Origin of the sequence: Streptomyces sp. NPDC051452, from assembly GCF_044454765.1 — a bacterium.
In the GTDB taxonomy this organism is placed as follows: Bacteria; Actinomycetota; Actinomycetes; order Streptomycetales; family Streptomycetaceae; genus Streptomyces.
In genome coordinates, this window is sequence record NZ_JBITEB010000002.1 from 359,914 (window position 1) to 384,161 (window position 24,248).

Annotated in this window: 22 protein-coding genes; 12 read left to right on the plus strand and 10 right to left on the minus strand. The window is 72.4% G+C overall.

Annotation, left to right across the window (positions count from 1 at the left end):
• Positions 1-37: 37 nt before the first annotated feature.
• Positions 38-1,258 (minus strand): SGNH/GDSL hydrolase family protein, encoded by a 1,221-nt coding sequence (locus ACIBA9_RS06855; RefSeq protein WP_399360343.1) that lies wholly within the window; start codon positions 1,256-1,258, stop codon positions 38-40.
• A gap of 211 nt (positions 1,259-1,469) precedes the next feature.
• A complete protein-coding gene (locus ACIBA9_RS06860) occupies positions 1,470-3,239 on the minus strand; it encodes a M4 family metallopeptidase (protein WP_362158918.1) in 1,770 nt (589 codons plus the stop codon).
• Between the two features lie 335 nt (positions 3,240-3,574).
• Here ACIBA9_RS06860 and ACIBA9_RS06865 point away from each other — a divergent pair, with 335 nt between their 5' ends.
• From ACIBA9_RS06865 to ACIBA9_RS06890, 6 genes are all read left to right on the plus strand, one after another.
• Positions 3,575-4,768 carry a serine hydrolase domain-containing protein gene (locus ACIBA9_RS06865; RefSeq protein WP_399360345.1) on the plus strand — a complete coding sequence of 398 codons (1,194 nt, stop codon included), beginning with the start codon at positions 3,575-3,577 and terminating at the stop codon, positions 4,766-4,768.
• Positions 4,769-4,823: 55 nt separating this feature from the next.
• Positions 4,824-5,501: an AIM24 family protein gene (locus ACIBA9_RS06870; RefSeq protein ID WP_362158923.1), complete on the plus strand. Its 678-nt coding sequence runs from the start codon at positions 4,824-4,826 to the stop codon at positions 5,499-5,501.
• A gap of 146 nt (positions 5,502-5,647) precedes the next feature.
• Positions 5,648-6,613 carry a pyridoxal-phosphate dependent enzyme gene (locus ACIBA9_RS06875; RefSeq protein ID WP_399360347.1) on the plus strand — a complete coding sequence of 322 codons (966 nt, stop codon included), beginning with the start codon at positions 5,648-5,650 and terminating at the stop codon, positions 6,611-6,613.
• A 223-nt stretch (positions 6,614-6,836) separates the two neighbouring features.
• Complete coding sequence (locus ACIBA9_RS06880) at positions 6,837-8,423, plus strand: protein kinase (RefSeq protein ID WP_399360349.1); 1,587 nt, start codon at positions 6,837-6,839, stop codon at positions 8,421-8,423.
• A 51-nt stretch (positions 8,424-8,474) separates the two neighbouring features.
• Positions 8,475-9,446 (plus strand): LLM class F420-dependent oxidoreductase, encoded by a 972-nt coding sequence (locus tag ACIBA9_RS06885; RefSeq protein ID WP_399360351.1) that lies wholly within the window; start codon positions 8,475-8,477, stop codon positions 9,444-9,446.
• A 148-nt stretch (positions 9,447-9,594) separates the two neighbouring features.
• Positions 9,595-10,023 carry an SsgA family sporulation/cell division regulator gene (locus ACIBA9_RS06890; RefSeq protein WP_362158934.1) on the plus strand — a complete coding sequence of 143 codons (429 nt, stop codon included), beginning with the start codon at positions 9,595-9,597 and terminating at the stop codon, positions 10,021-10,023.
• Between the two features lie 172 nt (positions 10,024-10,195).
• On the opposite strand, the gene ACIBA9_RS06895 is transcribed toward ACIBA9_RS06890, so the two are convergent.
• From ACIBA9_RS06895 to ACIBA9_RS06905, 3 genes are all read right to left on the minus strand, one after another.
• The gene (locus ACIBA9_RS06895; RefSeq protein WP_399360353.1) at positions 10,196-10,702 is read right to left on the minus strand and encodes a DUF6328 family protein; all 507 of its coding nucleotides are present in this window, start codon (positions 10,700-10,702) and stop codon (positions 10,196-10,198) included.
• Between the two features lie 65 nt (positions 10,703-10,767).
• Positions 10,768-11,751 (minus strand): aldo/keto reductase, encoded by a 984-nt coding sequence (locus ACIBA9_RS06900; RefSeq protein WP_362158938.1) that lies wholly within the window; start codon positions 11,749-11,751, stop codon positions 10,768-10,770.
• Between the two features lie 110 nt (positions 11,752-11,861).
• Positions 11,862-12,749, minus strand: a complete 888-nt coding sequence (locus tag ACIBA9_RS06905; protein WP_399360355.1) for an SDR family oxidoreductase — start codon at positions 12,747-12,749, stop codon at positions 11,862-11,864.
• Between the two features lie 166 nt (positions 12,750-12,915).
• Here ACIBA9_RS06905 and ACIBA9_RS06910 point away from each other — a divergent pair, with 166 nt between their 5' ends.
• Positions 12,916-13,812: a LysR substrate-binding domain-containing protein gene (locus ACIBA9_RS06910; protein ID WP_399360357.1), complete on the plus strand. Its 897-nt coding sequence runs from the start codon at positions 12,916-12,918 to the stop codon at positions 13,810-13,812.
• 1 nt (position 13,813) lies between these two features.
• Here ACIBA9_RS06910 and ACIBA9_RS06915 read toward each other — a convergent pair whose 3' ends face one another.
• From ACIBA9_RS06915 to ACIBA9_RS06925, 3 genes are all read right to left on the minus strand, one after another.
• Positions 13,814-14,434 (minus strand): TetR family transcriptional regulator, encoded by a 621-nt coding sequence (locus tag ACIBA9_RS06915; protein ID WP_399360359.1) that lies wholly within the window; start codon positions 14,432-14,434, stop codon positions 13,814-13,816.
• Between the two features lie 5 nt (positions 14,435-14,439).
• On the minus strand, positions 14,440-15,933 hold the full coding sequence (locus ACIBA9_RS06920; protein WP_399360361.1) for an MFS transporter: 1,494 nt from the start codon (positions 15,931-15,933) through the stop codon (positions 14,440-14,442).
• A 187-nt stretch (positions 15,934-16,120) separates the two neighbouring features.
• Positions 16,121-17,317: an FAD-dependent monooxygenase gene (locus tag ACIBA9_RS06925; RefSeq protein WP_399360363.1), complete on the minus strand. Its 1,197-nt coding sequence runs from the start codon at positions 17,315-17,317 to the stop codon at positions 16,121-16,123.
• A gap of 337 nt (positions 17,318-17,654) precedes the next feature.
• On the opposite strand from ACIBA9_RS06925, the gene ACIBA9_RS06930 reads away from it, so the two are divergent.
• Both ACIBA9_RS06930 and ACIBA9_RS06935 read left to right on the plus strand, forming a co-directional pair.
• Positions 17,655-18,041 (plus strand): tyrosinase cofactor, encoded by a 387-nt coding sequence (locus ACIBA9_RS06930; protein ID WP_399360365.1) that lies wholly within the window; start codon positions 17,655-17,657, stop codon positions 18,039-18,041.
• Between the two features lie 36 nt (positions 18,042-18,077).
• On the plus strand, positions 18,078-18,899 hold the full coding sequence (locus ACIBA9_RS06935; protein ID WP_399360367.1) for a tyrosinase family protein: 822 nt from the start codon (positions 18,078-18,080) through the stop codon (positions 18,897-18,899).
• Here the strand turns inward: ACIBA9_RS06935 and ACIBA9_RS06940 are convergent, their stop codons facing one another.
• Positions 18,900-19,604 (minus strand): ribonuclease H, encoded by a 705-nt coding sequence (locus tag ACIBA9_RS06940; RefSeq protein WP_393901185.1) that lies wholly within the window; start codon positions 19,602-19,604, stop codon positions 18,900-18,902.
• A 34-nt stretch (positions 19,605-19,638) separates the two neighbouring features.
• On the minus strand, positions 19,639-20,433 hold the full coding sequence (locus ACIBA9_RS06945) for a VOC family protein (protein ID WP_399360370.1): 795 nt from the start codon (positions 20,431-20,433) through the stop codon (positions 19,639-19,641).
• Positions 20,434-20,788: 355 nt separating this feature from the next.
• Here ACIBA9_RS06945 and ACIBA9_RS06950 point away from each other — a divergent pair, with 355 nt between their 5' ends.
• Genes ACIBA9_RS06950 through ACIBA9_RS06960 form a run of 3 tightly spaced genes read left to right on the plus strand, consistent with a single transcriptional unit; the run spans position 20,789 to position 24,226 of the window.
• Entirely contained in the window at positions 20,789-22,231 is a 1,443-nt protein-coding gene (locus ACIBA9_RS06950; protein ID WP_399360372.1) for a family 2B encapsulin nanocompartment shell protein, read from the plus strand.
• Positions 22,232-22,247: 16 nt separating this feature from the next.
• Entirely contained in the window at positions 22,248-23,300 is a 1,053-nt protein-coding gene (locus ACIBA9_RS06955) for a family 2 encapsulin nanocompartment cargo protein terpene cyclase (RefSeq protein ID WP_393901182.1), read from the plus strand.
• A 47-nt stretch (positions 23,301-23,347) separates the two neighbouring features.
• Entirely contained in the window at positions 23,348-24,226 is an 879-nt protein-coding gene (locus ACIBA9_RS06960; RefSeq protein WP_399360374.1) for a geranyl diphosphate 2-C-methyltransferase, read from the plus strand.
• Positions 24,227-24,248 lie beyond the last annotated feature (22 nt).

Sequence of the window (24,248 nt, forward strand, 5' to 3'; positions counted from 1 at the left end):
GCGGATCGGCCGGCAGCGCCTGTCGGCCGGCGCGGCTTCAGCGCCGGCAGCTCAGGGTGGCCGGGTCGACGGCGTCGGCCATGGCCCGCATGCCCCGGTCGCCGGGGTGGATGTGGTCGCCGCTGTCGAAGGAGGGCCGCAGTCGCGCGTGGTCACGGGGGTCGCGCAGGATGCGGTCGAAGTCGGCGACGGCGTCGAAGTCGCGGCCGGCACGCAGGAACCGGTTGACCTCCCGGCGTACGGCCTCGGCGGCCGGCTGCCATTCGTACCAGCCCTTGAAGGGGCCGACGGTGGCGACGGTCACGCACTTGCCCGCCGCGTGCGCCCGTCGTGCGATGTCCCGGTAGCCGGCGATCAGTTCGGCCGCCGTGGTGCCGGTGTGCGCCTTGATGTCGTTGACGCCCTCGAACACGAGGACCGTGCGTACTCCCGGCTGGGAGAGGACGTCCCGGTCGAGCCGGTGCAGGGCGCTCGGCCCGTAGCCGTCCGCGAGGAGCATGTTGCCGGAGATGCCCTCGTTGGCGACGCCCGCGACCGGCGTCCGGGCGGCGTGCAGGCGCCGGGCGAGGTAGTCGGGCCAGCGGCGGTTCCGGCCGGTGGCGGACTCCAGGCCGTCGGTGATGGAGTCGCCGAGTACGGCCACCGCACCGGTGGTCCGGGGGGCGGGCCGCACGGCGACGGCGTCCAGGTACCACCAGGACCGGGTGGTCCCCGTCCAGTCCGTGCCGCTCTCCCGGGCGGTGCGGTCGCCGGGGCCGAGATAGGAGGTCTGCAACGCCGTCCGGTGGCCCGAGGCCGGTCCGGCCGCGTCCGGGGTGCGCAGGCTGACGACGAGGTCGGCGCCGGCGGGCACCGTGCCGGGCAGCGGATCGCTCCAGGCGACGGCGCCGGCCGGGACGGTGACCGCGGACGCTCCGCCGAAGGTCAGCCGCCGGTTGCTGCCCGGCCGCAGTGCCGCTCCCTGGCCGCGCAGCCCGGCGTAGACACCGTCCAGGGTCAGCGGGTGGTCGCCGAAGGCGTTCGTGAAGCGGACCCGCAGGGCGCTGCCGCCGATGCTGGTGTGGACGACCAGCCGGTAGCCCCGGCCCGTCGCGCCCTCGCCCAGGCGGTCGGCGCCGGCCGCCCAGGTGACCACGCCGGTGGCCCGGGTGGCGGGACTTGGGAGCGCGTCGGCCGCCCGCGCGGGCCCGGCCTGGCAGGCGAGGGCCGTCAGCAGTGCGGCGGCGACGCGGCAGCCGGGGCCGTACCGGGCGCTCACCGGGCGGGGCTCCGGTCCGTGACGGACGCGCCGGGCGGCATCCGGACCGTCCGGGACGTGCCTGCGTATCCCACGGACGACATGGTCCCGCCGATGCCGCGGGGCCGCACCTCGATGGGCTCCGCGCCCGGCCGGCGGGGCCCACGCCGGACAGGCGGATGCCCCGCGCGGGGGCGGGGCATCCGGTGGTGCGGTGTGCGCTGGTCGTCCGTCAGTGACGGGCGGCCGGCGTGTTGGCGGCGGTGACGTTGACCGCCGACCACGCCCTGTCCACCGTCTTGTACACGGTGCTGTTCGCGCCGTACAGGTCCTTGGCCGCCTTCAGGGTCGCGATGCGCGCCCCGTGGAAGTCGGTGGTGGAGACCATGTAGCGGGTGAGCGCGCGGTAGAAGATGGCGGTGGCCTTGGTACGGCCGATGCCCTTCACCGCGATGTTGTGGTACGTCGGCGAGTTGTAGCTGACGCCGTTGATCTTCTTCTTGCCGCTGCCCTCCGCGAGGAGGTAGTAGGCGTGCGAGGAGACGCCGGAACCGGCGTGCACCTCGGTGTAGTACGCGTCCGGCGACCAGTAGTCGATGGTGCCCTCGAGCTTGTCCAGCGACGGGTGGTCCAGGCGGCGCAGGAACTTCTGCGCGAGGCCCAGCTTCTCGCCGATGAGGTAGTCCGGGGTGTCCTTGGCGTTCTTGGCGTAGAACTCGACGTTCGAGCCGAAGACGTCGGCGAGCGACTCGTTCAGCGCGCCGGGCTCGCCGTACTGGTTGCCGTCGGAGTCGACGAAGGTCGGCTGCAGGTTGGCGGTCGCCTCCACCACGCCGTGGGTCAGCTCGTGACCGGTGACGTCGAGGACGACGAGCGGCTTCTTGAACGTCTGGCCGTCACCGTCGCCGTAGAGCATGCAGTTGCAGGTCGGGTCCCAGAAGGCGTTGGCCACCTTCTTGCCCCAGTGCACCATGCCCTGGGCGGCCTTGCTGTTGTTCGCGATGCCCTTGCGCTTGAAGGTGTTCTTGTAGAAGTCGAGCGTCTTGGTGATGCCGTACTGCGCGTCGGCGGCGGCGCTGGCCCGGCTGGTGGTCTTGCCGTTGCCCCACACGTTGCTCGTGCCGGTGAACTTCGTGCCGGCGCTGAACTTCTCCGTGTACGAGCCCTTGGCGTCCCGCGTCTCGGTGCCGTACCGGTTCGGGTCCTTGAGCTGGTAGTGGCCGCGCGAGGTCTGCGTCGTGGTGAGGCCCACGTTGCCGACGAAGAGCGTCTTGCCGGTGCCCTTGGCGGGCGACGGGTAGCGCGTGGCGCCGGAGACACCCGAGCCCAGCAGGCCCGCCGGGCCGGGAGCGGTGGCGGCACCGGTCTGCGGGTCGGCGGACTCGCCGCGCTCGCGCAGGGTGTCGAGCACCTTCGGCGACAGGAACTGGTCGCTGTCGGGGGTGTTGCTGCGCACCTTGCCGGTGACGGCGTCGACGACGACGGTGTGGGAGCCGTCCTGGCCGGTCACGGTCACCTGGTAGGCGAGGGCGGAGGCTCCGCCGCGGGCGTCGACGACCAGCTGGGCGCCGCTCGCGTCGCCCTGGGCGGCCTTGGCGGCCTTGGCGGCGGCCTGGTCGGCGGTCAGCTTGGCCTGCGACGAGGCCGGCTTGACGGCGTGGTCGGCCGCGCGGGTCACGCCCGTGTAGGCCAGCTTGTGGTCCAGGTGGACGATGAGGTCACCGCCGAGCACCGGAAGGTCGCCGTGCGTCCGGACGAAACGGACGTGACGGGCGCCCTCGGGGTCGATCAGAACGTCCTGGGCCTGGAGTTCGTCGCCCTGGGAGACGCCGGTCGCCGTGCCGTGGGCGAAGGCCGCGGCACGTGCCGCCGCCACCACCGCCTCGGAGTTCGTGGTGGCGGAGGACGCGGTGGTGCGCTCCGCTCCTGTCGTTGAGGTACCCGCGAAGGCCGTGCCGGCCAGGCCTGTGGCAGCCGTCGTCACCGCGACGGCGACCGCCACGGAACGTATGTGCGGTCTACGCAATCTGATCAGGGTTCCTTCGTACGAAGGCGGCCGGAATCACCAACCGCCTTGAGACATGGCGCGGTTGACGCGCCACGGAGGCTGGTAGGGCCCCGCCGATCACCCTTTCGGATGAGTCATGTCCGCGTAAAGCCGGAATGATCCATTTCGCGAACTCCTAGAGGAATTCTTTACGAAAGGGCGCCACCGGGTGATCGCTCACGAGGCCACTGTGTGTCGCCTGTGGAGACGCTGCCCTGATCCCTTAGGTTCCGAGGCCGGATTGTGATCGATATCGCATCGGCACGGGTGCGGGCGGGAGTGGATGCCGGATGGTCTCAGCAACGGCGGCGACGGTCGGACGGGGCGCGGTCCTCGCGGTGATGACGCTGTCGCTCCTCGCGGTCCCGGCGCGAGCGGCGACCGGGGTGCCCGACTCCCCTTCCACGGTGGGGCTTCCGGCTCCCGACACCACGGGTCTGGCGGCGGTGCTGCACAGGGCCGTCAGCCAGGGCGCGCCGGGAGCGCTGGCCCGCATCGACGACGGCGCCGCCACCTACCGGGTCACGGACGGCGTCGCCGACCGCGTCACCCGGCGGTCCATGGCCACCGACGACCGGTTCCGCGTCGGCAGTGTCACCAAGACCTTCTCGGCCGTGGTCCTGCTCCAGCTCGTCGACGAACACCTGCTGACGCTCGACGCGCCGGTCAACCGCTATCTGCCGGGGCTGCTGCCCGACGACCGGATCACGGTCCGTCAGGTACTGGGCCACCGCAGCGGCCTGTACGACTACACCAACGACATGTTCGCCAGGACCGTGCCCGGCTTCGAGGCGGTGCGCGACAAGGTCTTCACCTACCGGCAGCTGATCGCGCTGTCCCTGGACAAGCCCCGCACCAACGCGCCCGGCGCCGCCTACTCCTACTCCAACACCAACTTCGTCGTCGCCGGCCTGCTCATCGAGAAGCTCACCGGCCAGTCGGTGCGGACCGCCTACGAGCGGCGCATCTTCGAGCCGCTGAAGCTGCGTGACACGTTCTACGTCCATCCGGACACGGCGATCCCCGGCCGGTACGCCCGCGGCTATCTCACCCCGGACGCAGCGGGCGACGAACTGGTCGACGCCACCGCCCAGACGGTGTCCTGGGCCCAGAGCGCGGGTGCCGTCATCTCCAGCGCCGAGGACCTGAACACCTTCTACTCCGCGCTCCTGGGCGGCCGGCTGCTCTCCCCGGCGGCGCTCGCCGAGATGGAGCGCTTCCAGCGGGTGGACGGCACGACGGCCTACGGACTCGGCCTGCGCCGCCGCGACCTGTCCTGCGGGGTCTCGGTCTACGGCCACACGGGCACGGTGCAGGGCTACTACACGTACGCCTTCGCGACGAAGGACGGCAAGCGCGCGCTCACGGCGGTCGCCACCACCTCCAACAACGCCAAGGTGCTCGGCACCCTGGCCGGGGCCCTGGACTCGGCGTTCTGCGGCAAGCCGAGGCCACCGCGCGGCACGCGGCCCGCGGGTGACTGAACGAGTACGTGCCGTGATCTTGGCGGAATGACATCCTCCGGGACACCATGCCCGCATGAAGGGTGATCTTTTTTCCAGTCAGCACGTGGTGCAGCCGGCCGTGGCGCCGGGCATGTCCGTGGAGAACGCCAAGTGCCTCAAGTACGCGGTCGACGGCGAGATGTACGCCCGGCAGGGCGCGATGGTCGCCTATCGGGGCGGTCTGAAGTTCGAGCGCAAGGGCCAGGGCGTCGGCGGCATGCTCAAGCGCGCGGTCACCGGTGAGGGCCTGCCCCTCATGACGGTGAGCGGGCGGGGCGAGGCCTGGTTCGCGCACGAGGCCCAGAACTGTTTCATCGTCGAGGTCGAGGCCGGTGACCAGTTCACCGTCAACGGCCGCAACGTGCTGTGCTTCGACGCCTCGCTGGCGTACGAGATCAAGACCGTGAAGGGGTCGGGCATCGCCGGCGGCGGCCTGTTCAACAGCGTCTTCAGCGGACAGGGCCGGCTCGGTCTGGTCTGCGAGGGCAACCCGCTGGTGATCCCGGTCTCGGCGCAGGCGCCGGTGTACGTCGACACCGACGCGGTGGTGGGCTGGACCGCGCATCTGCAGACCTCGCTGCACCGCTCGCAGTCCATCGGCTCGATGCTGCGCGGTGGTTCCGGTGAGGCCGTGCAGCTGATGCTCCAGGGCGAGGGGTACGTCGTGGTCCGGCCGAGCGAGCAGACGCCGCAGAAGGCGCAGCAGCACTGATCCCGGCGGTAGGCGCGAACCCCGTCGCCGCGCCGGCGTCCGACGCGTCACCGGCCGATCGGAAACGGCGTTGACCTCGACCGTCCCGGCGGGACAAGGTGCGTCCGGCGCGGTTTCGACCCCCGCGCCGGGAAGGGTGAACCTCCTTGATCGGCATCTCGGACATCGAAGCCGCCGCCCACCGGATCGCCGGGCACATCGTGCGCACGCCGACCGTGGCGAGTCCCGGTCTGACCGCGCTGCTCGGTGTCCCGGTCACCGCCAAACTCGAACTCTTCCAGCACACCGGCTCGTTCAAGGCGCGCGGAGCCCTCGCGAAGCTGCTGTCGCTCAGCGAGGCGGAGCGGGCGGCGGGCGTGGTCGCGGTCAGCGGCGGCAACCACGGCATCGCCCTCGCGACGACGGCGGCGGCGCTGGATGTGAAGGCCACCGTGGTGATGCCCCGGACGGCGCCCGCGCGTTCGCTGGAGATCGTGGCGCAGGCGGGGGCGTCGGTGCGGCTGACCGACGACATGGACGGCGCGTTCCGTCTGGTGACCCGGCTGCGGGACGAGGGACTGACCCTGGTCCACCCGTTCGACGACCCGGTGGTGATCGCCGGACAGGGCACGGTGGGGCTGGAGTTGGCCGAGGACGCCGGGGAACTGACCGACGTCGTGGTCAGCGTCGGTGGCGGCGGACTGATCGCCGGGATCGCGACGGCCCTGCGCGCCCGGCGGCCGGGGTTGCGCGTGTGGGGGGTGGAGACCGAGGGCGCTGAGTCGATGTCCGCCGCGCTCCGGGCGGGCGGCCCGGTGCCGGTGCCCCTGTCGTCGCTGGTCACCACGCTCAGCCCGCCGGCGGTGACGCGGCTGACGTACGACCATGTGGCCGCCCTGGTGGAGGAGGTCCTGGTGGTCCCGGACCGCGACGCCGTCCAGGGCTGCCTGGATCTCGCGAACCACGCCAAGGTGTGGGCCGAGCCGGCCGCCGGCTGTCTGCTGCCCGCGGCCCGGCAGGTGATCGCACGCGTGGGAGGGGGCGCCCGGTTGGGACTCGTGGTATGCGGGGGCAACACGACACCCGGCGAACTCACCGGATGGGCGGACCGGTTCTCCCTGCTGCGGGACTGACGGCCGCTTCGCGCGAGGCTAGCGTGAGCCGTCTGCGCACCCACCGCTTTACCCTCGGTTACCCCCAGGTGGAGGGCTTTCCAGGACCAGACTTCCGCAACCCGTGGGACGCACGCGGCGATGGAATGGAAGGCGGCAAGCCGCTCGGGGCGAGGATCCTTTGAACGCATCCCCCCACGCGCCGCGTACCTCTGGGAAACACCGGGCCGGGGTTGCAGCGAGGATGATCATGGGCAAGGGGCACGTCTCCGCGGACGATTGGGTCGCCGGGCGGTACCGGCTCCGGGAGGTGTTCGCCCGGGAGACGAACCGCCTGTGGTGGTACGCCGAGGAGGTGGCGGCCCGGCGGCCCCTGCTGGTGACGCAGACCGCCCTGCCCCACCCGGGCTCCGACGACGACGCCCGCCGCGTCACCGCCCGGATCATCCGGACCGCGGAGACCATGGGGCTGCTGAGCCCCGGCCGGGTCGGCACCGTCGTCGACGCCGTGGTGGAGGCCGGCACCCTGTGGACGGTCACCGAGTGGATCGACGGCACCCCACTGAGCGAACTCCTCGCCCGCGAGGGCTCGTTCGACACCTCGCGGGCGGCGCGGATCGGTCTCGAACTGCTCGACGTGCTGCGGGCCGCGCACGACGAGGGCATCACCCACGGCGAGCTGAGCCCCGCCCAGCTCTTCGTGCCGGAGGACGGCCCCGTCGTCGTCACCGGGTTCGGGCTGGCGGGGGCCACCTTGGTCCCGCGGCTCACGGCGCCGTCGTACGCCTCGCCGGAGCAGGCCCGCGACGAGCGCATCGGCCCGGCCGCCGACCTGTGGGCGCTGGGCGCGCTGCTCTACACGATGGTCGAGGGCCGGCCGCCCTTCCGCGACCGGGGCCGGCCGGACGCCACGCTCCGGGCCGTGGACCGGCTGCCGTTGCGCAGCCCGCTGCGGGCGGGTCCGCTGACCCTGACCATCCAGGGGCTGCTACGCAAGAACACCCTGGAGCGGCTGCCCCGGCCGGTGGTCCACGAGTCCCTGGTCCGGGCCCTGGCAGAGGGGCCGGACACGAACGAGGTGGCCGCCGCCGCGCCCCCCGAGCGCGGGGCGTCCCGACCCCCGCGTCCCGGCACGCGGCGGCGCGGCACCCGGGTTCTGGCGGTGGGCGCCGTCCTGGCCGCGGTCGCCGTCGCGGCCGTGGTCCTCGCGGTGACGCGGCACCCGCCCGGCACGGACACGGCGGGCGCGCCCCCGAAACCGGCCGCCCCGGCCACCCGGTCCCCCGGTGGCACCCACCCCGCCACCCCCGGCACGACCGCCGCTCCCACGGCTCCTCCCGCCGCCCCGTCGCCCTCCTCCGGTCTGCCGGACGGCTACCGGAACCAGACCGCCCCGGAGGGCTTCTCGGTGGCGCTGCCGGACGGCTGGAAGCGCCTGACCACCTCGCGCGCGCCCGACGACGCCTACCGGGTCACCTTCGGCAGGGGCGGCGCCTCCCCGACGCTCGCCGTCACCTACAGCGAACGCGTCGGCGCGGACCCGGTCGCCGTCTGGCGGCAGGACGTCGAGCCGGAGTTGGCGAAGCTGCCCGGCTACCGCCGTGTCGGAGCGATCCGGGCCACCACCTACCGGGGCCACGCGGCCGCCGACATCGAGTGGCTGGCGGGGACCGGGGCCGCGCGCACGCACACGTTCGGGCGGGGCTTCCTGCTCGGCGGCCGGCGCGGCTTCTCCCTGCGCTTCACCACCCCGGCGGCGACCTGGGACGATTCGGGCAACCGGGTGGCGTTGAGCACGTTCCTTCGGACGTTCCGCGAGCCGGGCGGCTGACTCCGCTCGGGTGGGCCGTTTTCCCGCGGCTTACCAGGGGACTCGCTGGTTATGGTGCAAATCGGATACACGATGATGACCGAGCAGGCCGGCCCCCGGGACCTGGTGGATCACCTGGTACGCGCCGAGGACGCCGGCTTCGACTTCTCGGTGACCTCGGACCACTACTTCCCGTGGCTGCGCTCCCAGGGGCACTCCTCGTACGCCTGGAGCGTGCTGGGAGCCGCCGCCCAGGCCACCTCGCGGATCCCCCTGATGACGTATGTCACCTGTCCCATCCTGCGCTACCACCCGGCGATCGTGGCGCAGAAGGCGGCGACGGTGCAGTTGCTCTCGGAGGGCAGGTTCCGGCTCGGCCTCGGGGCCGGGGAGAACCTGAACGAGCATGTCGTGGGCGGCGGCTGGCCGCCGGCGGACGTCCGGCACGAGATGCTGGAAGAGGCGGTGGGCATCATCCGGGCGCTGTTCGAGGGCGGCCATGTCACCCACCACGGACAGCACTACGACGTGGAGTCGGCCCGGCTGTGGGACCTCCCGGACGAGGCCCCGCCGATCGGTATCGCCGTCTCGGGCGAGCAGTCCTGCGAACTCGCCGGGCACCTCGCCGACCTGGTGATCGCGACCGAGCCCAAGGCGGGTCTGCTGGAGGCCTTCGACCGGCACGGCGGCACGGGCAAGCCCCGGGTCGGCCAGCTGCCGGTGTGCTACGACCGCGACCGGGACGCGGCGATCAAGCGGGCCCACTCCCAGTTCCGGTGGTTCGGGCTCGGCTGGAAGGTGAACGCCGAACTGCCGCACCCGGACTCCTTCGAGGCCGCGACCCAGTTCGTGACGGAGGACGACGTCGCCTCCGCCATCCCCTGCGGCGACGACCCGGACGCCTTCGTGGAGGCCGTACGGCCCTACGCCGAGGCCGGGTTCGGTGAGATCGCCCTCGTGCAGATCGGCGGCGAGTCGCAGCCGGAGTACCTGGACTGGTCGGCGAAGACCCTTTTGCCCGCGCTGCGCGAGGCGTTCGGCTGACCGGATCGTCCCCCGGCGGCCCGTACGGGGACGGCCCTCGCCGCCCCCGTACGGGGAAGCCGCCGCGGAAACAATCGACCAGGTGAGCATTGCGGGCGGGACGGGGGTACTAGAAGGCTCTACGCCGACTGCTCCCGGAGGCCCCCGATTGAACTCGTCCGTGCAAAAGACGCTGGTCGTACAGCTCCGTGCCGGAGGCACCGAACGGTGTCCCGTGCTCGCCCACCTGAGCTACGACGCGCGGGACCCGTTCGCCGTGACCGCCGTGTTCGGCCACGACGGCCACGTCCTGGCCCGCTGGCGGCTGGACCGCGAGATGCTCTCCGAGGGCCTGCGCGGGCCGGTCGGGATCGGGGACGTGCGACTGCGGCCGGCCGCCACCGGGATGTGGCACGAACTGCGTCTGGAGTTCCTCGGCGACCACCGGCCCGACGGCAGCCGGCATCACGCGGTGGTGTTCGCCTGGGCCCCCGCGATCGAGGCGTTCCTGCGCGAGACCCACCGGATCGTCCCGCCCGGGCGGGAGAGCGTACCGGTCGACGAGTTCCTCGCGGAGATCCTCTCCGGGGCCGAATAGCCGTACCGCTGCCCGCTCCACGGCGGGCTGCACGCGGCGCGCACCGTCGCGTGCAGCCCGCCGCCGTCTCGTCTTCGCCGGGTCGGGTGGTCGCGGTCGGCCTCGCTGTGTGGGCGTGGCGGTGCGGGTCCGGACGACCCGGTGGTCCCCGGTTCCGCCGGATCCCGCCTCGCTAGGACCGGTGGCCGTCGTCGGAGCGGGTGGTGTGCCGGCGCCGGGCCCACAGGGGCAGCCCGAACCAGCAGACGAGGTACCAGGCGACGACGGCCGCGACCAGGAAGGGCACATAGCTGTCGTGCGTGGCCACCCGCAGGATCAGCAGCAGGGCCGACGTCATCGTGGCGAGCAGCAGGACCAGTCCGACGAAGGTCAGCCGCGACGCCAACCGCACCGCCTGCGGCTTGACCCGGCGGCCGGAGACCAGCCGGTGCAGGGACACCGGGCCGATGAGAGCGCCGGTCGCGCACGCGCCGAGGACGACGGTCACGATGTAGATGACCTGGTCGACGGTGGCGAGCTGGACGTACTTGGGCTGGAAGACGACCGTCAGCAGGAAGCCGAACAGGATCTGCACGCCCGTCTGGGCCACGCGGACCTCCTGGATGAGTTCACCCCACATCCGGTCGGCCCGCTCCTCCTCGGTCTCGTCGCGCCCCCGGCGCGTTGCTCCCTGCGTCATGCGGTTGCGTGTAACCGTCGGGTGCTTTGTTCAAACGGCAAGCGACAGCGAGCCACCGGCGGTGTCTACCAGCGGTTCTCGACCTGGTCCTTGATCCGGCGGTCGTACAACTCGCGGATCGCCGCGGACGTCTGCGGGGGCAGCGGCGGCAGCTTGGCCGCGGCCGCGTTGGCCCGGGCCTGCCCGGTGTGCCGCGCGCCGGGGATCACCGTGGTCACACCGTCCTGGTCGATGATCCAACGCAGCGCCAGCTGGGCGGGCGTCCAGCCCTCCGGGGCGAGCGCGGCGAACTCGGCGGCCGCCTCGACTCCGGTCGCGAAGTCGACGCCGGAGAAGGTCTCACCCTGGTCGAAGGCCTCGCCGTGCCGGTTGTAGGTGCGGTGGTCGTCCGCCGCGAACACCGTGTCCTTCGTGTACTTGCCGGACAGCAGGCCGGAGGCGAGCGGCACGCGCGCGATGATGCCGACGCCGGCCTCGCGGGCCGCGGGCAGCACCTCGCGCAGCGGCTTCATCCGGAACGGGTTGAGGATGATCTGGACGCTCGCCACGTTCGGCCGGGCGATCGCCGTCAGCGCCTCGGCGCAGGTCTCCACGCTCACCCCGTACGCCGCGACGCGCTCCTCGGCCACCAGGGTGTCCAGGGCGTCGAAGACCTCGTCCGAGGAGTAGACCGCGGTGGGCGGACAGTGCAGCTGCACCAGGTCGATGCGGTCGACGCCGAGATTGCGGCGCGAACGGTCGTTCCAGGCACGGAAGTTGTCCAGGACGTAGTTCTCCGGGAGCTGCTCGGCCCGGCGGCCCATCTTGGTGGCCACCAGCACGTGCAGATCGGGCCGACCGCGCAGGAAGGACGCGATGGTCTCCTCGCTGCGTCCGTCGCCGTACACGTCGGCCGTGTCGAAGAAGGTGACTCCGGCCTCGGCCGCCGACTCGAGGACGGACAGGGCCTCCTTGTCGTCCACGTCGCCCCAGTCGGCACCCAGCTGCCATGTGCCGAGGCCGACCACCGATGCCCACTGACCCGACCTGCCGATTACGCGTTCGTCCATGGCGTCAGTGTGCCATCCGGCGCACGAACACCGGAACGGACCGCTCCGCTGGGCGAACCGCGTGTGGTTCATCCCGCGCGGGCGACAAGCGGCGTCCGAAGGGAAGGCCCCTAGTCCTCGAAGTAGTGCCCCTCGTCGAGGTCCGCGAGGAGTCCGGGTTCGCGCGGCTCCCAACCGAGCAGCTCACGGGTGAGGGCGCTCGATGTCGGGTTGTCGATCCCGGCGAACCGGCCGAGGAAGCCGAAGTGCTCCTCGGCGCGTTGGGCGGGCACACTCGAGACGGGCACGCCCAGGTGCCGGCCGATGACCCCGGCGATGTCCCGGAAGGGCACTCCCTCCTCGTCGGTGCCGTGCAGCCGGGAGCCGGCCGGCGCGCTCTCCAGGGCCAGCCGGTACAGGCGGGCCGCGTCGAACCGGTGGACGCCGGGCCAGCGGTTGGCGCCGTCGCCGATGTGAGCCGCCACGCCCTTCTCCCGGGCGATCCGGATCAACAGGGGGACGAAGCCGTGGTCGCCACGGCCGTGCACGGACGGGGCGAGCCGGACCAGGCTGGTGCGCACGCCGCGCTCGGCCAGCGCGAGCGTGGCCTCCTCGGACGCGGTGCGGTGGGTTCCGGCTGCGGCCGCGTCCTCCTCGGTGGCGAGGCGGCCCACGGGGGCGATCGCGCTCCCGGAGGTGACCACGAAGGGCCGGCCGGACCCGGCCAGCGCGGCGCCGATCGCCTCGACGACCCGCAGGTCGGTGGCGCCGGCCGCGTCGAAGTCGGTGAAGTCGTGCCGGAAGGCCAGATGGACGACCCCGTCGGCGGCGTCCGCCGCGCGCGCCAGGTCGCCCGGGTCGTCGAGGCCGCCGCGGTGCACCTTCGCCCCGGCGGCTCGCAAAGCGGCGGCGCCGTCGTCCGAGCGGGCGAGGCCGACGACCTCGTGTCCCGCGCCGATGAGTTCGGGAACGACGGCCGATCCGATGAAACCGGTGGCACCGGTGACGAACACACGCATGATGAAGGGCTCCTCGGCCGTTGGGTGGTGGTGATCCCATCGTTCGCCCCGAGGTGCGCCGCGGTCCAAGGCCTCTTCCGCATGGCGCAATGCGTTTCGGGCATCACCGCTGTTCGGCGGCGCCCTGCGCGGGGAGGGGGCGGCCGGGCGGCGGTACGCTCGGGACATGAGCGAACCGGTCACCGTCGCGGATCTCGACCTGAGGCTGGTGCGGTACTTCACCGTCGTCGCCGAGCACCAGCACTTCGGGCGGGCCGCCGTCGCCCTGCACATCGCCCAGCCGTCCCTGAGCCGTCAGGTGCGGCGGCTGGAGCAGCAGTTGGGCGCCCGGCTGCTGGACCGCACCCCGCGAGGCACCCGGCTCACCGAGGCGGGCGAGGCCTTCCTGCCGCGGGCCGGGGCCCTGCTGCGCGCCGCGGCGCGGGCCGCGGCCGTCACCCGGGCCGCGGCCGAACCCGGCCGGATCACCGTCGGGTACACCACCGGCGTCTTCGTCACCCCCGCCGTGCGCGAGATGCGGCGCAGGTTCCCGGACGCCGACGTGCGGACCGCGCACCTGCGCTGGCACGAGACGCGGGCGGCGCTGCTCGACCACCGCGTGGACGCGCTGGTGGCCCGGCTGCCGTTCTCCATGGAGGGCCTGCGGGTGACGGTCCTCTACGACGAACCACGCGTCCTGATCGTGCCGCTCGACCACCGGCTGGCCGGGAAGGAGTCGGTCACGCTGGACGACATCGCCGACGAGCCCCTCCCCCGCGTCCCCGACCCGCTGTGGGACGCGTTCTGGCGCGTCGACCCGCGTCCCGACGGCCGCCCGGCGCCCGACGGACCGTATGTGGACGACATGGAGGACAAGTTCGAACTCGTCGCCTCCGGGCAGGCCTTGGCGATCGCGGCGGGTACCGTCGGCACCCGGGTCCGCCCCGACCTCACCGCGATCCCGCTGCACGGCGTCGAGCCCAGCCATGTCGGGCTGGCGACCCGCGCCGGCGACAACGGCCGCCTGCTCACGGCCTTCCGCAAGTGCGCCGAGGCGCTGCTGACCGGCCCCGACGGCGGCTGACTCAGCCGGCGGGCGTCAACTGCGCCTGTACGAGCGGGCCGTAGCGGTCGGTGATGCCATCGAGGTCGGTCGCGCGCAGGTGGGGGCCGCGGGCGATGCCGTACATCACTCCGAGGCCGACGAGTGCGGCGACGGCGAGTTCGGCGCGCAGCCCCGCGTCGGCACCGGTCAGCCGGGCGGCGAGGCGCTCGGTCACCTGGGCGCGGAAGTTGGTGCGCAGGATGTCGCCGTGGTCGCCGTGCAGCGGGGCGAACGCGATCCGCAGCAGCGGGTCGGCGCCGCGCCGCCGCTGGCTGGAGAGGACGTGGCCGACCATGTGCCGGCCGAGTTCGGGCAGCGGGGCGTCGAGCAGGGCGTCCGCGTCGGTGTCGAAGGACATCACCCGGGCGAACAGGGCGTCCTTGTTGCCGAAGTACTTCAGGATCAACGGCGCGCTGACGCCGGCCCGTTCGGCGACGGCCTTGAGCGTGATGTCGGCGTGCGCGTGCCGGGCCAGGAGGTGGCGGGCCGCCCTGAGGATGCCGGCCTTGGTGGCCTCGGCGTCCCGGCGCGCGGGGGCGGGGGGCGACGGCGGGGAGGGCGTCGCCGCGGCGGTGTCTTCGGGGCCGGATGCGGTGTTCATGATGTTCAGGCTCCCTCCATCGCCTCGTCGCGGGCACCCGGGGTGGCGCCCCGGGTCCGCCGGGTGGCGCCGGAGGGGGCGTCGCTCGGGATGGACAGCGCCGCCGCGCACGCCGCGAGGGCGATCGCGCCGGCCATCGCGAAGGCCAGCAGATAGCCGTGCAGGGTGGGTACGGGGATCCCGTCCAGCGGGCCGGCGTGGTGGACCAGGACGGCGGCGACGGCGGCGCTGGAGACGGCCTGGCCGATGGTGCGCATGAGGACGTTGACGCCGTTGGCGGAGGCGGTCTGGGCGGCCGGGACGGCGCGCAGGATCAGGGTCGGCAGCGCGGAGTAGGCCAGCGTGGTGCCGGTGGCGACGACGGTGGCGCCCAGGATGATCATCCACAGGTCGCGGCTGTCGGCGATGCGGACGGCGTAGCCGCAGGCGATGACGGCGGCGCCGAGGGCGAGGGTGATCCGGGGGCCGCGGGCGGCGGAGATACGGGCCGAAAGAGGGGAGAACAGCAGCATGGTGACGCCGCCGGGGAGCAGACACAGACCGGTGGCGACGATGGACAGTCCGAGGCCGTAGCCGGTGGCCTTCGGAGCCTGCACCAGCTGGGCGGTGACCAGGGAGTTGGCGTAGAAGGCGAAACCGGTCAGCAGGGCCGCGACATGGGACAGCCCGACGCGCGGCCGGGAGACCAGCCGCAGATCGACCAGGGGCCGTTCGGCGTGCAGTTGCTGGAGGCACCACAGGGTGAGGACCACGACGGCCGCGCCGAACAGCCCGAGCACCCGTGCGCTGTCCCAGCCCCAGGTGCCGCCCTGGGAGACGCCCAGCAGCAGGCACACCAGCCCGGCGGCAATCCCCAGTGAGCCGAGCGTGTCGAACCGGCCGGGCTCCCGTACCGGCGACTCCTTGACCGCCCACCAGGTGGCCGCGACGCCCAGCGCGCCCAGGGCGCTGGTCAGCCAGAACATGGTGTGCCAGTCGGCGTACTGCACGACCAGCGCGGCGAGCGGCAGTCCGAGGGCGGCGCCGATGCCCACGGTGGAGCTCATCAGCGCCACCGCCGATCCCCGCCGCTGCGGCGGGAGTTCGTCGCGCAGGATGCTGATGGACAGCGGGACGACGGAGGCGGCCGCGCCCTGCAGCGCGCGGGCGGCGATGAGCACGCGGATGTCGGACGACAGGGCGCACAGCACCGAGCCGACGGTCATGAGGACGAGTGCGGCGACGAGGACCCGGCGCTTGCCGTACATGTCGCCGGCCCGGCCGAGCACGGGCGTGAGGACGGCGCCGGCGAGCAGGGTCGCGGTGACCATCCACGAGACGGTGGCGGCGGAGGCGCCGGTGAGCCTGGGCAGGTCCGGCAGGAGGGGGACGACCACGGTCTGCATGACCGCCATGAGGATGCCGCCCGACGCCAGCACCGGGATGGTGAGCCGGTCCCGCAGCGGGCGGGCGGCGTCCGGGGCGCCGGGCGGCGGGGATATCGGGGTGGCGGGGTCCATCGGGGCTCCTGCGGACGACATGACGGCGAGGTGAATAAGAATTCACCCTATCGAGTGAATGGCTGTTCACCAACGCCGTCGACGGCGGCCACCCGCCCCCCTGCCGGCCGGGGCCGACCCGCCTGGGCCGGCCCGGGCGGGCACGGGGTGGGCGCGGGGCTGGCCCGGGGGGGTGGGTCCGGGCAGGTCAGTTCCGGCGGGCGGCCGAGCGGGCGTGCAGGGCCCGTGCGGCCCTCGGCCCGAGCCAGCGCTTGAACCTGCGCAGCGGCTCCAGTTGCCCGGCCGCCTTGTCCAGGCCGTAGTACAGCTGGGGCGGGACGTACGGCAGCAGCGGGGAGTGGCGCTGGCCGAGCAGGGCGAACATCCGGTGCGGGGGCAGCTGGATGTAGCGGGGCAGGTTCTCGTACCACTGGGCGCTGTAGCGGGCCGCGCTCTGCACGGACAGCAGCTCGGTCTTGCGCCGGCGTTCGTAGGCGGCGAGGGCGTCGGGCAGGGCGGCGTGCTCGCGCAGGGCGCCGGCGAGGCACAGGGCGTCCTCCAGGGCGAGGGTGGTGCCGGCGCCGACGGAGTAGTGGGTGGTGTGGGCCGCGTCACCGAGCAGCACCAGATTGCCGTGGTGCCAGGAGCGGTTGGTGAGGGTGCGGAAGTTGAGCCAGGCGGCGCCGTCGCGGCCGACGAGGGGATGGCCGTCGAGGACGTCCGCGAAGAGCTTCTCCAGCAGGGCGAGCCCCTCGCCCTCGTCCGTCCGGTCCAGGCCGAGGCCGGCGAAGGTCTCCGGGGAGCACTCGACGACGCAGGTGCTGTGGCCGTCGTCGTAGCCGTAGCCGTAGGCCCAGATCCAGCCGTGCCGGGTCTCGGTGAAGGCGAAGGTGAAGGCGTCGAAGACCTTCGTCGTGCCGAGCCAGATGTAGTGGTTGCGGCCGGTGGTGACGTGGGGGCCGAAGTGCTCGGGGTGCCGGCCGCGCAGGGCGCTGTGCACGCCGTCGGCCGCGACGACGAGGTCGGCGCCGGCGGGCGGTTCGGCGACCTCGCTCTCGTACTCCAGGCGTACACCGAGGGCGCGGGCGCGGTCGGCGAGCAGCTCCAGCAGCCGGTGACGGCCGATACCGAAGCCCTCGTCGCCGTGATGACGGGTCGTCAGTCCCCCTACGTGCGCGACACCTTCGCTCCAGCGTACGGAATGCTCCTCGATCGCCCGCGCCGAGACGGGGTCGTGCTCCCCGAGCTTGTCGAGGAGGCCGCGCCAGTACGTCACGCCCCAGCCGTAGGTCGAGCCCCGCGGATTGCGCTCGTGGACGGTGATGTCGTGGGCGGGGTCCTGCCGCTTGAGCAGGATGGCGAGATACAGGCCCGCGGGCCCTCCACCGACACAGACGACCTTCACCGCACGCACCCCTGACAGTCACCGGACGTGATCGAACGGGACCGCAGGGTAGCAGGCCGCCAACACCCGATCACGTCAGTCTGCCGGGGTGAGCCGCGCCACTCGGATGGGTGGCCGTCGAGAAAGATCACCGCGATCGCGGGTCGCGCGGCAAGGAATTCCCCCTTCCGGAGCGTATGGACCCGGCGCCACGACAAGATCATCCTGGTTCAACTCTGCACGACATGTTGTCAATTGTCCGGATCACGGCCAACCGGTCCGGGGGGATTCCCTCCTTTTCCCGACTGCCCGATAGGCATATGCCGTCACCACCGGACCACCCTCCAGGAGGACCCTCATGCCCGACATCTCCCGGCGCCGCGCGCTGACCGCGGGGGCCGCGCTCGCCGCCGCGGGCGCGGCCGCCGCACTCGTCGCACCCGCCGCCTCGGCCGCCGGTCACGACCACGGCGGCGACCCGTCCACGCAGGACACCTTCGACGAGGTCTACAAGGGCCGCCGGATACAGGGCCGTCCGTCGAGCGGCAGCGGCCACCACCATGAACACGGCGGTGGCTACGCGGTGTTCGTGGACGGCGTCCAGCTGCACCTGATGCGCAACGCCGACGGCAGCTGGATCAGCGTCGTCAGCCACTACGCCCCGGTACCCACCCCGCGCGCCGCGGCCCGGGCCGCGGTGGACGAGCTGCAGGGCGCAGCACTGCTGCCGTTCCCGGCCAACTGACCGCCCCCCGCGAGGATTTACGGAGCACCACGCACCATGACCGTACGCAAGAACCAGGCCACCCTGACCGCCGACGAGAAGAAGCGGTTCACCGGCGCCGTCATCGAGCTCAAGCGCAGCGGACGCTACGACGACTTCGTCCGCACGCACAACGCCTTCATCATGTCCGACACCGACAGCGGCGAACGCACCGGCCACCGCTCCCCCTCCTTCCTGCCGTGGCACCGCAGATTCCTCCTCGACTTCGAGGCGGCCCTGCAGTCGGTGGACTCCTCGGTGGCGCTGCCGTACTGGGACTGGAGCGGCGACCGCACGGTCCGCGCCGCGCTGTGGGCGGCGGACTTCCTCGGCGGCACCGGGCGCGGCACGGACGGCCGGGTGATGGACGGCCCGTTCGCCGCGTCCACCGGCGACTGGCCGATCGACGTACGGGTGGACGGCCGTACCTTCCTGCGCCGCTCGCTGGGCACGGGCGTGCGCGAACTGCCGACGCGGGCCGAGGTGGAGTCGGTGCTGGCGATGGCCGTGTACGACATGGCGCCGTACAACAGCGCCTCGGACGGCTTCCGCAACCACTTGGAGGGCTGGCGCGGGGTCAATCTGCACAACCGGGTCCATGTGTGGGTCGGCGGCCAGATGGCCACCGGTGTCTCCCCCAACGACCCGGTGTTCTGGCTGCACCACGCCTACGTCGACAAGCTGTGGGCCGAGTGGCAGCGCAGGCACCCGGACGCCGGGTATGTGCCGACGGCCGGCACACCGAACGTCGTCGACCTGGACGAGACGATGAAGCCGTGGAACGACGTGCGCCCGGCGGACCTGCTGGACCACACCAAGCACTACACCTTCGACGTCTGATCAGGCGTCGGCGGTACGGCACTCCGGGTGGCCCCAGCCCTGCGCGTTCTTGGCGATGGACTCACCGGCCGCGTAGGAGCGGCCGCACGGGCAGCGGCCGGGGAACTTCGCCTTGATGGTGCGCGAGGACGCTCCGCCGCCGGTGCGGCGGGGCGTCTTGCCCCGCGCGGGGCGCGAGGCACCGGCCGCCGGGACGTCGGGCGACGGCGGCGGCTCGGCGGAACCGAGGGTGGTGCCGGCCGCCTCCTGGGCGGAGGCCGCCTGGCTGGCGGCGCGGTCGGCGAAGTCGTTCAGCGGGTCGCCGTCGACCTGGTGGGCCGGGACATAGCGGAACTCCACGCTGCGGCCGGTGAGCAGTTCGTCGATGCGGACGACCAGGTCCTGGTTGGCGACCGGCTTGCCGGCGGACGTCTTCCAGCCGTTGCGCTTCCAGCCGGGCAGCCAGGTGGTGACGGCCTTCATCGCGTACTGGGAGTCCATCCGGATCTCCAGTGGCACGTCCGGGTCGACGGACGCCAGCAGCCGTTCCAGCGCGGTCAGTTCGGCGACGTTATTGGTGGCCCGGCCCAGCGGGCCCGCCTCCCAGCGGGCGGGGGTCCGCTCGTCGTCGCCGGAGACCACCCATGCCCATCCGGCCGGCCCGGGGTTTCCCTTCGAAGCCCCGTCGCACGCGGCCACCACACGTTCACGCATGCGCACGATCATGCCATGGCCGCGTCGGCCGGTGTCCCGGGCCCGGTCAGACCTCCTTGACCGGGGGCATCTCGCCCTCGGTCGTGGTGACGTCGAGCACCGAGAGGTTGGCGCCCTGCGGGTCGCTCAGCGCCGCGAACCGGCCGAAGGGGCTGCTCATCGGGCCGAAGCGGAGGATGCCGCCGAGTTCGACGGCCCGCTCGACGGCCGCGTCGCAGTCGTCCACCGTGAAGTAGACGTTGACGTAGGAAGGCACCTCGGGCGGGAAGTCGTCCGTCATCCGCATCCGGCCGAGCACCGCGTCCCCACCGACGTCGAACACGCGGAAGTCGATCGCGTGGTCCTCGATCTGCTTCATCCGGTACGGGAAGACGGCGGTGAGGAAGGCGTCGGTCTGCTCCGGCTCGCGGGTGAAGACCTCGGCCCAGCAGTAGGCGCCCGGGGTCCCCGTCGCGCCGAAGCCCTCGTGGGTGCCGGCCTGCCACACCCCGAACACCGCTCCACTGGGCTCACGGGCCAGACACATGGTGCCGAACTCGCCGACCCGCATCGGCTCCATCAGCACCTCGCCGCCGTTGTCCCGGATCTTGGCGGCGCTGGCGGCGGCGTCCGGCGAGGCGAGGTACAGACACCACTGCGACTGGCCCTCCTGGCCGGGCATGGGCGGGACGACGGCGGCCACCGCCTTGTCGTTCACGAAGGCCTGCGTGTAGTTGCCGTACTCCGACGACGTCTCACCGAAGGTCCAGCCGAGGACCTCACCGTAGAACCTCTTCGCTCCCTCCAGGTCGGTGAACATCGCGTCGGCCCAGCAGGGCGTTCCCTCGGGTTGCACAGCCATGGTGGGCCCTCTCGGTCGGCCGGTCTGCCCCGGTTCCTCACGCTAGCCACCCCCCGGTCGGCCCGCTCGCCGAGCGGTACGGACCGAGATCGAAACCCCGGGCCCCCAGGGTGCGGGGGCGGAGGGCGGGCGCGCGATCACCCCAACCGTCACAGAACGCTCTCGAAGCGGGGTTTACACCACGCAATGATCACAACCGCCCCTTTCACGCGGTACCCGCGCGACACGGCTCCTGTTTGGCTGGAGCGCAGCCCCGGCGCACCGGCGTCCGGCGCGCCGCCCCGCCCCGATCCGCCTTCGCCTCCCGCTTCCACCCGTCCGCCCCACCCGTGTCCGCCTCTCCGCAGGAGGGAATGTGTCCACTCCGGACATCGCCACCGGCCCCGCAGTCGACGAACCAGAGCCGGTGAACCCGGCCGACGGGCAGCTCACCGCCCTCGGCACGCATGCGGCCCGCCGGCTCACCACCACCACCAAGTCCGAACCGCAGATGCAGGCCATCACCTCGCGATGGCTGCTGAAGACGCTGCCGTGGGTGGACGTCAAGGGCGGCACCTACCGCGTCAACCGCCGCCTGCAACTGCGTACCGGCCGCGGGCGCGTGTACTTCGAGCAGAACGGCGCCGACGACATCCGGGTCATCCCCGAGTCGCTCACCGAGCTGACGGTCCTGCGCGGCTACGACGACGCGGACGTGCTGCGGGAGATCGCGGGCCGCTTCCGGCCCCGGGAGGTGCGCGCCGGCCAGGTGCTGTTCGAGGCCGGGCAGCCGGTCACCGAGACCTATCTCGTCGTCCACGGCCGGTTCACCCGCTACACCGCGGGCAAGTACGGCGACGAGGAGATCATCGGCGTCGTCACCGGTGGCGACCAGATGGGTGACGAGGTGGTCGGCCGGTCCGATCCGCTGTGGCCGGTCTCGGTACGCGCCGAGACCGCCGGTGTGGTGCTGGCGCTGCCCTGGGCCGTCGTGCGCGAGATCACCGAGCGGGCGCCGTCCCTCGCCGCCCACCTCCAGGCCTACGCCGAGCGGCAGCGCAAGCCGGTGAACCGCAAGGGCGAGGCGGAGGTCCCCGTCCAGGCCGGCCATGTGGGCGAGCCGACGCTGCCGGGCGGGTACGTCGACTACGACCTCTCGCCGCGCGAGTACGAGCTGTCCCTCACCCAGACCGTGGTGCGGGTGCACACCCGGGTCGCCGACCTCTACAACGACCCGATGGACCAGACCGCCCAGCAGCTCCGGCTCACGGTGGAGGAGATCCGCGAGCGGCAGGAGTGGGAGCTGGTCAACAACCGCGAGTTCGGGCTGCTGCACAACGTCGACTACGGCCAGCGGATCAGCACCTTCACGGGGCCGCCGACGCCGGACGACATGGACGAGCTGCTGGCGATGCGGCGCAAGACCAAGGTGTTCCTCGCCCATCCGAAGGCGATCGCGGCGTTCTTCCGGCAGTGCAACAAGCGGGGCCTGGTGCCGGGGACCGCGAGCGTCGACGGGCACGAGGTGCCGGCCTGGCGGGGTGTGCCGATCTTCCCGTGCGGCAAGATCCCGGTCAGCGGCCACAACACCAGCAGCATCATCGCGCTGCGCACCGGCGAGGCCGACCAGGGCGTCGTCGGCCTGTACCAGACCGGCATCCCGGAGGAGTACCAGCCGGGGCTGAACGTCCGTTTCATGGGCATCGACCGCGCCGCCATCGTCAACTACCTCGTCACGGCCTACTACTCGCTGGCGATCCTGGTCCCCGACGCGGCGGGGATCCTGGAGAACGTCCAGGTCGGCCGGACCGCCGAGTGAGGGCCCGGAGCACATCATGAGCACACCCACCGCCTCCTACACCCTGCCCGGTCCGCCGAACATCGCCCGCACCCTGCGCGGCGGCCGGCGCACCGGGGCGATCCCCGGACTGCACTACCGGCCGGCCGCACCCGCCGACCCGGAGAAGGCCGCCGAGGTCGACCGGCGGCTGGAGGTCTGGGCCCGCGGCCTGGACCTGTTCCCCGAGGCGTGGAAGGGGGACTTCGCCGGCTTCCAGTTCGGCCGGGCCGTCGCCCTGCAGCATCCCGGCGCCCTCGACCTGGACCGGCTGACGGTCGCCGGCCAGCTGCTCCTCGCCGAGAACGTCGTCGACTCCTGCTACTGCGAGGAGGACGAGGGCCGGGGCGCGGCACGCCGGGGCCTCGGCGGCCGGCTGGTCCTCGCCCAGTCGGCGATCGACCCCTACCACGGCATCCCGGAGCTGGAGGAGGAGTGGCGGCAGGGCATGCGGGCCGACGGTCCGCTGCGCTCGTACCACTTCGCTCTCACCGACTACGCCGCGTTCGCCACCCCCGGTCAGACCAACCGGTTCGTGCACGACATCGCCCGGCTCCACCTCGGCTATCTGGCGGAGGCCGCCTGGGCCGAGACCCGGTACGCGCCGCGGGTGTGGGAGTACCTGGTGATGCGGCAGTTCAACAACTTCCGGCCCTGTCTGTCGATCGTCGACGCGGTGGACGGATACGAGCTGCCCGAGCAGGTCTACGCACGCCCGGAGATCCAGCGCATCACCGCTCTGGCCTGCAACGCGACCACCATCGTCAACGACCTGTACTCCTTCACCAAGGAGCTGGCCGGGGACCCGACGCATCTGAACCTGCCGCAGGTCGTCGCGGCCAACGAGCGCAACGGGCTGAAGTCCGCCTATCTGAAGTCCGTCGAGATCCACAACAGGATCATGGAGGCCTTCGAGGAGGAGTCGGCGCTGCTGTCGGCCACCTCGCCCCTCGTGGAGCGCTACGCCCGGGGGCTCGCCGCCTGGGTGTCCGGCAACCACGAGTGGCACGCCACCAACACCCACCGCTACCACCTGCCCGACTACTGGTGAGAAGCCACGTGTCAGCCGAACACCGTCAGCACCACGAGGAGACACCTTTGACCAGCGCCCCCGTCGCCCCGGCCACGACCGCGTCGGTACCGGCCCAGTCCACGTACCAGAGCCGCGTCGCGGACTACTGGAACGCCGAGGAGAACCCGGTCAACCTCGAACTCGGAAGGATCGACGACCTCTACCACCATCACTACGGCGTCGGCGCGGCGGACGTGTCGGTGCTCGACGAGCCCGACCCGCGGCTGCGCCGGGAGCGGATCACGGCGGAACTGCACCGGCTGGAGCACGCCCAGGCCGAGCTGCTCGCCGCCCGGCTCGGTCCGCTCTCCGCCGACGACCGGGTCTTCGACGCCGGCTGCGGCCGGGGCGGCGGCAGCGTCGTGGCGCACCTGCTCTACGGCTGCCACGCCGACGGTGTGACGCTCTCCGCCAAGCAGGCCGCCTTCGCCAACGAGCAGGCGCGTGCGCGGGGCATCGACGGCAAGGTGCGCTACCACCACCGCAACATGCTCGACACCGGCTTCCCCTCGGGGGCGTACGCGGCGTCGTGGAACAACGAGTCCACCATGTACGTCGAACTGGACCTGCTGTTCGCCGAGCACGCCCGGCTGCTGCGCCGCGGCGGGCGCTATGTGGTGATCACGGGCTGCTACAACGACACCTACGGGCAGGCCTCCCGCGAGGTGTCACTCATCAACGCGCACTACATCTGCGACATCCACCCGCGCTCGGAGTACTTCCGGGCGATGGCCCGCAACCGGCTGGTGCCGGTGCACGTCGAGGACCTCACCGAGGCCACCATCCCCTACTGGGAACTGCGCAAGGAGGCCGACCACCTGGTCACGGGCATCGAGGACACCTTCCTGTCCGCGTACCGCAACGGCAGCTTCCAGTACCTGCTCATCGTGGCGGACCGGGTCTGAGCGAGGCGTAATCGCGTGGACG